1 protein-coding gene and 1 pseudogene are annotated in these 710 nt (G+C 70.8%); both read left to right on the forward strand.

Annotated features, from left to right (window positions below):
- Positions 1-119 (forward strand): annotated as a pseudogene (locus MBTS_RS23935) (cell division protein FtsQ/DivIB); the annotation flags it as partial.
- A gap of 72 nt (positions 120-191) precedes the next feature.
- Positions 192-710: cell division protein FtsA (locus MBTS_RS23085; protein WP_280529967.1), on the forward strand; the 519-nt coding region annotated here is incomplete at its 3' end.

The following is a 710-nucleotide window of genomic DNA, read 5'->3' on the forward strand; positions in this document are numbered from 1 at the left end:
TCATCGCCGTGGACCTGCGGCTGCCCGACCGGGTGGTGGTGCGGCTCACGGAGGAGGCGGCCGCCACGCGCGCCGAATCCCAGAAGAAGAAGCCGAAGGGCAAGGGAACCGAGACATGAGCCGTACGATCCGTCCGGCGCCTCTCGCGTCCCGCCAGCCCGCCCTTCCCGCCTCCTTCGCCCGGTAATCCGATGCACGCGCAACACGGCCTCACGCCGCGTATGAAACCGCTCTCCGCGCGCCGGAGCACCATCCTCTCGGTGCTCGACATCGGCACGAGCAAGGTGGTCTGCCTCATCGCCGAGCTCCAGCCGGCCGAGGCCCTCACCACCCTGCGCGGACGGACCCATTTCGCCCGCATCATCGGCATCGGGCATCAGCGCTCGCACGGCCTCAAGGGCGGTGCCATCGTCGATCTCGAGGCCGCCGAAGGGGCGATCCGCCAGGCGGTCCACGCCGCCGAGCGGATGGCCAAGGTCGAGGTCCAGTCGGTCATCGTCAACATCTCCGGCGGCCGCCTCGGCTCGCAGCATTTCGAGGCCCATGTCGGCGTCCGCAGCGGCACCGTCATGGGCGCCGACGTGGAGCGCGCCCTGGAGACGGCGAGCGCCCATGGCGTCAGCCCCGGCCGCACCGTGCTCCACGCCCTTCCCACCGGTTATGCCATCGACGGCCAGGGCGCGGTCATCGATCCCACCGGGATGATCGGC

The organism is Methylobacterium bullatum (assembly GCF_014845095.1).
GTDB lineage: Bacteria > Pseudomonadota > Alphaproteobacteria > Rhizobiales > Beijerinckiaceae > Methylobacterium > Methylobacterium bullatum.